Annotated in this window: 1 protein-coding gene (cut by a window edge); it reads left to right on the top strand. The window is 68.9% G+C overall.

Annotated features, from left to right (window positions below; genetic code table 11):
• A protein-coding gene (locus tag ACQPWW_RS21930) for a non-ribosomal peptide synthase/polyketide synthase (RefSeq protein ID WP_433125153.1) crosses the window boundary here: on the top strand, positions 1 to 12,437 show its 5' portion. Its footprint extends 12,319 nt past the window's final position; only the first 12,437 of its 24,756 coding nucleotides appear in the window; it begins with the start codon at positions 1 to 3; its stop codon lies beyond the right edge, outside the window.

Genomic DNA, 12,437 nt, shown 5'->3' on the forward strand with positions numbered 1-12,437 from the left:
GTGACTCACGGGGGCGCCGGTCGGCGCGCACTGTCCGCTGCACAACTGGGGGTATGGCTCGCACAGCAGCTGGACCCCGGGAGCAACAGGCACACCGTCGGGGTACGGCTCGACATCGAGGGCGCCGTGGATCCGCAGACGTTCGTCGCGGCCACCCGTCTGGTGATCGACGAGACCGAGGCGCTGCGCGTCCGTTTCGCTGTCGACGACACGGGTCCCTACCAGATCCTGGGGCACGACGACGAGCACGAGGTGCGGCTCCTCGACGTCAGCGGCCGGCCCGATCCCCGCGCGGCGGCCGAGGCGTGGATGCGGCAGGACCTGACGGCGCCGGTGGATCTCGGCGCGCCGGGAACTGTCACCCACGCGCTCTTCCACATCGGGCCGGACGTGCAGAGCTACTACCTGCGCTATCACCACGCGATGCTGGACGGCTACGGGCTGTCGCTCTACCTGCGTCGGCTGGCCGAGGTCTACACGGCGCTGGCCGAGGGGCGGGAGTGTCCGCCCCGGACGTTCGGCACGCTGGCGGACCTGGTGGACGACGACGCGACGTACCGGGCCTCCGCCCGGTACGCCGAGGACCGTGACTACTGGTTGCGGACGTTCGCCGAGCCGCCGGAGTCGACCCGGCTGTCCGGGCGGGCCGCGGAGGCGATGCCCTCGGCGTCGCTGCGCAGCAGCGCCCCGCTGGGCGACGCGCGGACCGCGGCGCTGGTCTCCGTCGCGCAGAGGCTCAGCCTGCCCTGGTCGGTCGTCGCGGTGGCCGCGGCCGCGGGATACCTGCACCGGATGACGTCGCTCTCCGAGGTGACCCTCGGCCTACCGGTGGCAGCGCGAATCGGGCGTACGGCGCTCACCACTCCCGGCATGCTCGCCAACGAGCTGCCGCTACGGGTACCTGTGGACGGCCACGAGACGTTCGCCGCACTCACCGCCCGCACCGCGGCGAACCTCCGGGACACGTTGCGGCACCAGCGGTACCGCGGCGAGGACCTGCACCGGGAGATGGGCCTGTCGGGGAGCGAGGACACCTTCGTCGGCCCGATGGTCGACGTCATCGCACACGACACGATCCTGTCGTTCGCCGGTATCCGGGCGACGACCCGGCAGCTGACCTCCGGCCGGGTCCGGGACTTCGTCTTCAACCTGTACGGCACGCCGCACTCCGGCGTCCGGCTGGGCGTCGAGGCCAATCCCAGCCGGTACGGCGAGGACGACGTCGTCAACCAGCGGGACCGGTTCCTGCGGTTCCTGGACGGGGTGACCGCCGATCCGAACCGTCCGGTCGGCGAGATCGATCTGCTCGGCGCCGGTGAACGGCAGCGGCTGCTCGTCGACTGGAACGACTCCGGCCGGGAGCCGCCCACGGCGTCGCTTGTCGAGCGGCTTGTGGAACGGGCCCGGCAGTGCCCGGACACGCCCGCGGTGTCCGACGGTGTCACCACGCTGTCGTACCGGGAACTCGACGAACGGTCCAACCGGCTGGCCCGGCTGCTCATGGCACATGGGGTGGCACCGGAGCGGTACGTCGCGCTCGCCCTGCCGCGTACCCCGGACCTGGTCGTGGGAATCCTCTCGGTGCTCAAGGCCGGCGGCGCGTTCGTCCCGCTCGACCTGGCTCATCCCGCCGCGCGCACCAGTTACATGATGCAGCAGTCCGGTCCGTCGCTCGTGCTGACCGACCAGGCGTCCGCCTCCCGGCTTCCGGACAGCGACGCGACACCCCTGGTGCTGGACTCGCCCGAGGTCCTCGTGGCGCTCACGGAGCTGTCCGGCGCTGACCTCGCACCGGGCGAGACGGCCAGTACCGTGCTGGGCCAGCACGCGGCCTACACCATGTACACGTCCGGATCGACCGGCCGACCCAAGGGTGTGGTGGTCTCCCGGGACAACCTGCTGCTGTCGGTGCGCGCGATGGAGGAGTGGTGCACGCCCGCGGCGGGCGACGTCCTGCTGTCCGTCACCACGATCGGGTTCGACCCCGCCCTCGTGGACATCCTCGTGCCACTGCTGCGCGGCGCGACACTCGTGCTCGCCACCAGCGACACCGCCCAGGACCCGGCCGCGGTGGGAGACCTGCTCAAACGAACCGGCGCGAGCTGGATGTACGCGACTCCCAGCCTGTGGCGGAACCTGGTCTCGACGACCACCACCGGACTCGGGGACCTGAACGTCCTCATCGGCGGGGAGGCGCTCACTCCCACCCTGGCGCGGGCGCTGCGCGGCGCCTGCCGCTCGGTGACAAACATCTACGGACCCACCGAGACGACGATCTGGTCGACGGCCGCGCCGATCGACGAGCGCGCCGCGGACGATCCGCCGATCGGTCGACCGATCGCGGACACCGTCGTGTACGTGCTCGACCGGGCGCTGCGCCTCGTGCCGCCCGGGGTGCCCGGCGAGCTGTACATCGCCGGAGTGCAGGTGGCCCGCGGCTACCACCGACGGACGGACCTGACCGCCGAGCGGTTCGTGGCCGATCCGTACGGCTCCCCGGGGAGCCGGATGTACCGCACTGGTGACCTGGGCCGGTGGAACCCCGACGGGCAGTTGCAGTACCTGGGTCGCACCGACGATCAGGTGAAGCTGCGGGGCCACCGCATCGAGCTGAGCGAGATCGATGCGGCGATCACGTCACATCCGGTGGTTGCCCAGTGCGCCCTGCTGCTGCGGGAGGACCAGCCGGGTGATCAGCGGCTGGTGGCGTACCTGACGGTTCGGCCGGATGCGGCGTTCGATGTCGAGGAGTTGCGCCGGTATCTGGCCACGACGCTGCCCGCCTACATGATCCCGTCGGCGTTCGTCCGGTTGGAACGGCTGCCGTTGAACCCGAACGGCAAGTTGGATCGGCGGGCTCTGCCGGTGCCGGTGTACGGCAGTGTGGTGGGTCGGGTGCCCCGGTCGCCGCAGGAGCAGGTGTTGTGTGACCTGTTCGCCGACGTGTTGGGCGTGCGGCAGGTCGGTATCGACGACGGGTTCTTCGACCTCGGCGGGCACTCACTGCTGGCCACCCGCTTGGTCAGTCGGATCCGCGCGACTCTTGAGGTGGAGTTGCCGATCCGGCAGGTGTTCGAGACTCCTACGGTCGCGGCGCTCGCGGAGGTTCTGGACACCGCAGTGCGGGCACGTCCGCCGGTGACTCCGGTGGTTCCGCGTCCGGAGCGTGTGCCGTTGTCCGCGGCGCAGCAGCGTTTGTGGTTCCTGCACCAGTTGCAGGGGCCTAACGCGATGTACAACATTCCGGGCGCGCTGCGTCTGCGGGGTTCGTTGGATATCGCCGCGTTGAGCGAGGCGCTGCGTGACGTGTGTGCGCGTCACGAGGCGTTGCGCACGATCATCGTGGAGGACGATTCCGGCGCCCGGCAAATGGTGTTGCCGGCGGGTGACGCCGATGTCGGGCCGCAGGTGATCGATTGTCCTGGGCCGCAGGTGGAGCGCACGTTGGCCGACCTGGCCGCGCGTCCGTTCGACCTGGCCACCGAGTTGCCGCTGCGGACCACCCTGCTACGGGTGGCCGAGGATGATCACATCCTGTTGATCCTGTTGCATCACATCGCTGGTGATGCCTGGTCCATGCAGCCGCTGGCCACTGATCTGGCTGCCGCGTACACGGCTCGTATCGACGGGCGGGAACCCGATTGGGCGCCGCTGCCTGTTCAGTACGCGGACTACACCCTGTGGCAGCAGGATCTGCTCGCCGACACTGACGAGCAGCAGCTCGGCTACTGGAACGCGACTCTCGCGGGTCTGCCCGAGTACCTGGCCCTGCCGACGGATCGGCCCCGGCCGGCGACGGCCAGTGGTGCCGGCGACCGGGTCACCTTCACCATCCCCGCTGACCTGCACCACGGCATCACTACTGTTGCCCGCGAGCACAACGTGACCCCGTTCATGGTCGTCCAGGCGGCTCTGGCGACGTTGCTGACTCGGCTTGGTGCGGGGACGGACATTCCTATCGGCACGCCGATCGCCGGACGTACTGATGATGCTTTGGCGTCTTTGATCGGGTTTTTCGTCAACACTCTCGTGTTGCGCACGAACACCGAGGGGAATCCGAGCTTCGCTGACCTGCTGCACCGTGTCCGTGACACGAACCTCAGCGCATACGCGCACCAGGATCTGCCCTTCGAACGCCTCGTTGAGCACCTCAACCCGACCCGCAGCCTGGCGCATCACCCGCTGTTCCAGGTGTTGCTGACTCTCAACACCACGCAGCAAGGTGCGCTCGACACGGCCGCGACGATGCCGGGTCTCGACGTGGGTATCCACCCCACCCACACCGGTGCGGTGAAGGTTGACCTCACCATCGATCTCACCGAAACCCCGAACGGGCTCGACACCACCATCGAGTACCGCACCGACCTGTTCGACGCCGAAACCATTACCGCGTTGGGTCGCCGGCTCACCGGGATCCTGCACACCGTCACGGCTGACCCGCAGCGGTCGATCACCGACCTGGACATCCTCGACCCGGTCGAACGGGAGGTGTTGCACCGGTGGAACGACACCACCCACCCCGTGCCGACCGACGTCCTACCGCGGCTGATCGAGGCGCAGGCCGCTCGCACCCCCGAGCAGGTGGCGGCGGTCGACCGGCACCGCAGCCTGACCTACGCGGAGTTGGATACCGAGGCGAACCGGCTCGCGCACACCCTCATCACCCACGGCGCCGGACCTGAACGGTTCGTCGCCGTCGCCCTGCCGCGTAGTGCGGACCTGCTCGTCGCTCTCGTCGCCGTCCTCAAAACCGGGGCCGCTTATTTGCCCATCGACCCGGACCACCCCGACGAGCGCATCCACGCCACCCTCGCCGACGCCACCCCCGCGGCGCTGATCACCGAGCGCAGCCTGGACACCGCGATCCCGGTGGTGTCCGCCGCGCCGGAGCAGCATCGTGGTCGGGCCGCGCACCGCCCCGACACACAACTGACGCCGCAGCATCCGGCCTACATGATCTACACCTCCGGGTCCACCGGCCGGCCCAAGGGTGTTGTCGTCACCCACGAGGCCATCACCAACCGGCTGCACTGGATGCAACACACCTACCACCTCGACACCACCGACCGTGTGTTGCAGAAAACCCCCGCGACGTTCGACGTTTCCGTCTGGGAATTCTTCTGGCCCCTGATCACCGGCGCGGCCTGCGTCCTGGCCGACCCCGACGCGCACCGCGACCCCACCTACCTGCACCACACCATCGAGGCGCACCACATCACCGTGGCCCACTTCGTGCCCTCGATGCTGCAAACCTTCCTCGACGACACCACCACCAGCGACACCACCGACAGCACCCATCCGCGGTTGCGTCACCTGTTCGCCAGCGGCGAAGCCCTGCCCACCCACCTCGCCCACCACACCCACCGCGCCCTACCCCACACCGCCCTGCACAACCTCTACGGACCCACCGAAGCCGCCGTCGACGTCACCCACCACACCACCACCGACGAGCCCACCACCCCCATCGGGCAACCCGTCTGGAACACCCACCTGCACGTCCTCGACCCCACCCTGCGCCCCGTCCCACCCGGAGTCACCGGCGAGCTCTACATCAGCGGAACCCAACTCGCCCGCGGCTACCACCACCGCACCGACCTCACCGCCGAACGATTCGTCGCCAACCCCCACGGCCGCCCGGGTGAGCGCATGTACCGCACCGGCGACCTCGCCCGCTGGAACCACCACGGACACCTCGAATACCACGGCCGCACCGACCACCAGATCAAACTCCGCGGCCACCGCATCGAACTCGGCGAAATCGAAAACACCCTCGCCCAACACCCCAACGTCAGCGCCGCAGCCGTGGTACTGCGGGAGGACCAGCCGGGTGATCAGCGGCTGGTGGCGTACCTGACGGTTCGGCCGGATGCGGCGTTCGACGTCGAGGAGTTGCGCCGGTATCTGGCCACCACGCTGCCCGCCTACATGATCCCGTCGGCGTTCGTCCGGTTGGAACGGCTGCCGCTGAGCCCGAACGGCAAGTTGGATCGGCGGGCTCTGCCGGTGCCCGTGTACGGCAGTGTGGTGGGTCGGGTGCCCCGGTCGCCGCAGGAGCAGGTGTTGTGTGACCTGTTCGCCGACGTGTTGGGCGTGCGACAGGTCGGTATCGACGACGGGTTCTTCGACCTCGGTGGACACTCACTGCTGGCCACCCGCTTGGTCAGCCGGATCCGCGCCACCCTCGACGTGGAACTGCCGATCCGGCAGATCTTCGAAACGCCCACCGTCGCCGCACTCGCAGCCATCCTGGACACCGCCGCGCAGGCACGCCCGCCGGTGACCCCGGTGGTTCCGCGTCCCGAGCGTGTGCCGCTGTCCCCGGCACAGCAACGACTGTGGTTCCTGCATCAGTTGCAGGGGCCTAACGCGACCTACAACATTCCCGGCGCGCTGCGTCTGCGGGGTTCGTTGGATATCGCCGCGTTGAGCGAGGCTCTTCGCGACGTGAGCACCCGCCACGAAGCCCTACGCACGATCATCGTCGAGGACGATTCCGGCGCCCGACAACTGGTGCTACCCGCGGGCAACGCCGACGTGACGCTGCCCGTCATCGACTGCCCCGCACCACAGGTCGACCGCACGCTGACCGACCTGGCCGCGCGACCATTCGACCTCGCCACCGAACTACCGCTACGCACCACCCTGCTACGGGTCGCCGAGGATGATCACATCCTGCTGATCCTGCTGCACCACATCGCCGGTGACGCCTGGTCCATGCAACCCCTGGCCACCGACCTGGCCACCGCGTACACCGCCCGCATCGACGGGCAGGAACCCGACTGGACGCCCCTGCCCGTCCAGTACGCCGACTACACCCTGTGGCAGCAGGATCTGCTCGCTGAGACTGACGAGCAGCAACTCGGCTACTGGAGCGCGACTCTCGCGGGTCTGCCCGAGTACCTGGCCCTGCCCACGGACCGGCCCCGGCCGGCGACGGCCAGTGGTGCCGGCGACCGGGTCACCTTCACCATTCCCAGTGACCTGCACCAGGCCATCACCACTGTCGCCCGCGACCACAACGTCACCCCGTTCATGGTCGTCCAGGCGGCTCTGGCGACGTTGCTGACTCGGCTTGGTGCGGGGACGGACATTCCTATCGGCACGCCGATCGCCGGACGCACCGACGACGCCCTCACGTCTCTCATCGGGTTCTTCGTCAACACCCTCGTGTTGCGCACGAACACCGACGGGAATCCGAGCTTCGCTGACCTTTTGCACCGTGTTCGTGACACGAACCTCAGCGCGTACGCGCACCAGGATCTGCCCTTCGAGCGTCTCGTTGAGCACCTGAACCCGACGCGTAGCCTGGCGCATCATCCGCTGTTTCAGGTGTTGCTGACTCTCAACACCACGCAGCAGGGCGCGCTCGATACCGCCGCGACGATGCCGGGTCTCGACGTGGGCATCCACCCCACCCACACCGGTGCGGTGAAGGTCGACCTCACCATCGACCTCACCGAAACCCCGAACGGGCTCGACACCACCATCGAGTACCGCACCGACCTGTTCGACCCCGAAACCATCACCGCACTGGGTCGCCGACTCACCCGCATCCTGCACACCGTCACCACCAACCCCGAGCAGTCGATCACCGACCTCGACATCCTCGACCCCGCCGAACGAGCGGCCGCCGTCGCGGGATACCGAGGCGAACCGATGTCGTTCACCCCGGGTGATGTGCTTCCGGCACTGTTCGAGCGGGTGGCCGCAACCCATGCCGCGGATGTCGCGCTGGTACACGACGAGGGCACGGAGACCTACGCGGCGCTGAACGCACGCGCCAACCGGCTGGCTCGGGCGTTGGTACGGAACGGTGCCGGACCCGGCTCGCTCGTCGCGCTCGTCCTGCCCCGCAGCGGCGATCTCGTGACGGCGCTGCTGGCCGTGGTGAAGAGCGGAGCCGGTTACCTGCCGGTGGACCCGGACTACCCGGCCGAGCGAATCGCCTCGACGCTGGCGGACGCCGCGCCCGTGCTGGTGCTGACCGATGCCGTGACCGCCGCGGCGGTCACGGGCAGTCCCACGCCGCAACTGCGCGTCGACGACCCGAGCCTCACCGACGGCCTGTCGGACGACAACCTGGAACAGGCCGAACGGACCCGGCCGCTGCACCCGCTGGACCCGGCGTACGTGATCTACACGTCCGGGTCCACCGGCCAGCCAAAGGGCGTGATGGTCAGCCACTTCAACGTGACCCGACTGTTCGACTCCACCCGACAGTGGTTCGGCTTCGGAGCGCACGACACGTGGACGCTGTTCCACTCGTACGCGTTCGACTTCTCCGTCTGGGAGTTGTGGGGCGCCCTGCTGCACGGCGGCCGGCTCGTCGTCGTGCCGTACGCGGTGAGCCGGGATCCGGCGGCCTTCCTGCGGCTGCTGGAACGGGAACAGGTCACCATCCTGAACCAGACACCGTCCGCGTTCTACCAACTGGTCGCCGCGGACCGGGAGGCACCGGCCAGCCGATTGAGCCTGCGGCACATCATCTTCGGCGGCGAGGCGCTCGACCTGTCCCGGCTTGCCGACTGGTACACGCGGCACGACGACGACAGCCCTCAACTTGTCAACATGTACGGGATCACCGAGACCACAGTGCACGTCTCCTACGTCGCGCTGACCCGCCCCCGGGCCGCCGCCGCCGCGGGCAGCACCATCGGGGTGAACCTGCCGGACCTGCGCGTACATGTACTTGACGAATGGCTGCGCCCGGTGCCGACCGGTGTCACCGGCGAGCTGTACGTCGCGGGGGGCGGGGTGGCTCTCGGCTACCTGAACCGACCGGCGTTGTCCGCCCACCGGTTCGTGGCGAACCCGTACGGGCCACCCGGTGACCGGATGTACCGCACCGGCGACCTCGCCCGGTGGAACCGCGACGACGAGTTGGAGTACCTGGGCCGCGCCGACGACCAGGTGAAGCTGCGGGGCTTCCGCATCGAACTCGGCGAGATCGAGGCCGCTCTCCTGAGCCACCCCCACGTCTCCAACGCGGCCGTCGTGCTGCGCGAGGATCAGCCGGGCGATCAGCGGCTGGTCGGATACGTCGTGGCGTCGCCGGACGTCACGACCGCGACGCTGACCGCGCACGCCGCCGCCATGCTTCCGGCGCACATGATCCCGTCGGCGATCGTCGGACTGGACCGCCTACCACTGACCACCAACGGCAAGTTGGATCGGCGGGCTCTGCCGGTGCCGGTGTACGGCAGTGTGGTGGGCCGGGTGCCCCGGTCGCCGCAGGAGCAGGTGTTGTGTGACCTGTTCGCTGACGTGTTGGGCGTGCGACAGGTCGGTATCGACGACGGGTTCTTCGACCTCGGCGGGCACTCACTGCTGGCCACCCGACTGGTCAGCCGGATCCGCGCCACCCTCGACGTGGAACTGCCGATCCGGCAGATCTTCGAAACGCCCACCGTCGCCGCACTCGCAGCCATCCTGGACACCGCCGCGCAGGCACGCCCGCCGGTGACCCCGGTGGTTCCGCGTCCCGAGCGTGTGCCGCTGTCCCCGGCACAGCAACGACTGTGGTTCCTGCACCAGTTGCAGGGGCCGAACGCGACCTACAACATCCCCAGCGCACTACGTCTGCGCGGTTCGCTGGATGTCACCGCGCTCACCGAAGCCCTGCACGACGTGAGCACCCGCCACGAAGCCCTGCGCACCATCATCGTCGAGGACGACTCCGGCGCCCGACAGATGGTGCTGCCAGCAGGCAGCACCGACGTGACGTTGCCCGTCATCGACTGCCCCGCACCACAGGTCGACCGCACCGTTGCCGACCTGGCCGCGCGACCGTTCGACCTCGCCACCGAACTACCGCTACGCACCACCCTGCTACGGGTCGCCGAGGATGATCACATCCTGCTGATCCTGCTGCACCACATCGCCGGTGACGCCTGGTCCATGCAACCCCTGGCCACCGACCTGGCCACCGCGTACACCGCCCGCATCGACGGGCAGGAACCCGACTGGACGCCCCTGCCCGTCCAGTACGCCGACTACACCCTCTGGCAACAGGACCTCCTCGCCGGCACCCACGAGCAGCAACTCGCCTACTGGAGCACCACCCTCGCGGGTCTGCCCGAGTATGTGGCTCTGCCCACGGATCGGCCCCGCCCTGCCACGGCCAGCGGCGCCGGCGACCGGTATGCGTTCACCATTCCCAGTGACCTGCACGACGGCATCACCGCTGTTGCCCGCGACCACAACGTGACCCCGTTCATGGTCGTCCAAGCCGCCCTCGCGGCCCTGCTCACCCGTCTCGGCGCGGGCACCGACATTCCCATCGGCACGCCCATCGCTGGGCGTACCGACGACGCCCTCACGTCTCTCATCGGGTTTTTCGTCAACACTCTCGTGTTGCGCACGAACACCGACGGGAATCCGAGCTTCGCTGATCTTTTGCACCGTGTTCGGGACACGAACCTCAGCGCCTACGCGCACCAGGACCTGCCCTTCGAACGGCTTGTCGAGCACCTCAACCCGACCCGCAGCCTGGCGCATCACCCGCTGTTCCAGGTGTTGCTCACCCTCAACACCACCCAGCAGGGCGCGCTCGACACCGCCGCGACGATGCCCGGCCTCGACGTGGGTATCCACCCCACCCACACCGGTGCGGTGAAGGTCGACCTCACCATCGACCTCACCGAAACCCCAACCGGGCTCGACACCACCATCGAATACCGCACCGACCTGTTCGACCCCGAAACCATCACCGCACTAGGCCGCCGGCTCACCCGCATCCTGCACACCGTCACCACCGACCCGCAGCGGTCGATCACCGACCTGGACATCCTCGACCCGGTTGAGCGTGAGGTGTTGCACCGGTGGAACGACACCACCCACCCCGTGCCGACCGACGTCCTACCGCGGCTGATCGAGGCGCAGACCGCCCGAACCCCCGAGCACGTGGCGGCGGTCGACCGGCACCGCAGCCTCACCTACGCCGAGTTGGACACCGAAGCCAACCGGCTCGCGCACACCCTCATCGCCCACGGCGCCGGACCGGAGCGGTTCGTCGCCGTCGCCCTGCCCCGCAGCACCCACCTGCTCGTCGCTCTCGTCGCCATCCTCAAAACCGGGGCCGCTTACCTGCCCATCGACCCGGACCACCCCGACGAGCGCATCCACGCCACCCTCGCTGATGCCCGCCCGGCGGCGCTGATCACCGAGCGGGCTCTGCACACCGGGGTCCCGGTGGTGTCCGCCGCACCAGAGCAACACCACGGCCAAGCCGGGCACCGCCCCGACGTGCGGCTGACGCCGCAGCATCCGGCCTACATGATCTACACCTCCGGGTCCACCGGCCGGCCCAAGGGTGTTGTCGTCACCCACGAGGCCATCACCAACCGGCTGCACTGGATGCAACACACCTACCACCTCGACACCACCGACCGGGTCCTGCAGAAAACCCCCGCCACGTTCGACGTCTCCGTCTGGGAGTTCTTCTGGCCCCTGATCACCGGAGCCGCCTGCGTCCTGGCCGACCCCGACGCGCACCGCGACCCCACCTACCTGCACCACACCATCGAGGCGCACCACATCACCGTGGCCCACTTCGTGCCCTCGATGCTGCAAACCTTCCTCGACGACACCACCACCACCGACACCACTCATCCGCGGTTGCGGCATTTGTTCGCCAGCGGCGAAGCCCTACCCACCCACCTCGCCCACCACACCCACCGCGCCCTACCCCACACCACCCTGCACAACCTCTACGGACCCACCGAAGCCGCCGTCGACGTCACCCACCACACCACCACCACCGACGAGCCCACCACCCCCATCGGCCAACCCGTCTGGAACACCCACCTGCACGTCCTCGACCCCACCCTGCGCCCCGTCCCACCCGGCGTCACCGGCGAGCTCTACATCAGCGGAATCCAACTCGCCCGCGGCTACCACCACCGCACCGACCTCACCGCCGAACGATTCGTCGCCAACCCCCACGGCCGCCCGGGTGAGCGCATGTACCGCACCGGCGACCTCGCCCGCTGGAACCACCACGGACACCTCGAATACCACGGCCGAACCGACCACCAGATCAAACTCCGCGGCCACCGCATCGAACTCGGCGAAATCGAAAACGCCCTCGCCCAACACCCAGACGTCAGCGCCAACTGCGTCATCCTCCGCGAGGACCAGCCCGGCAACCCGCGCCTGGTGGCGTACCTGACGGTCCAACCCGGCACCACCGTCGACACCGACGACCTGCGCCGGCACCTGGCCACCACGCTGCCCGCCTACATGCTGCCCTCGGCGATCGTCCCGCTCGAGCACCTACCCACCACCACCAACGGCAAGCTCGACCGCCGCGCACTGCCCGCACCGGAGTACCACAGCACCGGACGCGCCCCGCGCACCCCGCAGGAGAAGACCCTCTGCGACCTGTACGCCGACATTCTCGGCATCGAGCAGGTGAGCATCGACGACGGCTTCTTCGA

The sequence above is a fragment of the Micromonospora sp. CA-240977 genome, assembly GCF_050942285.1.
Lineage (GTDB): Bacteria > Actinomycetota > Actinomycetes > Mycobacteriales > Micromonosporaceae > Micromonospora.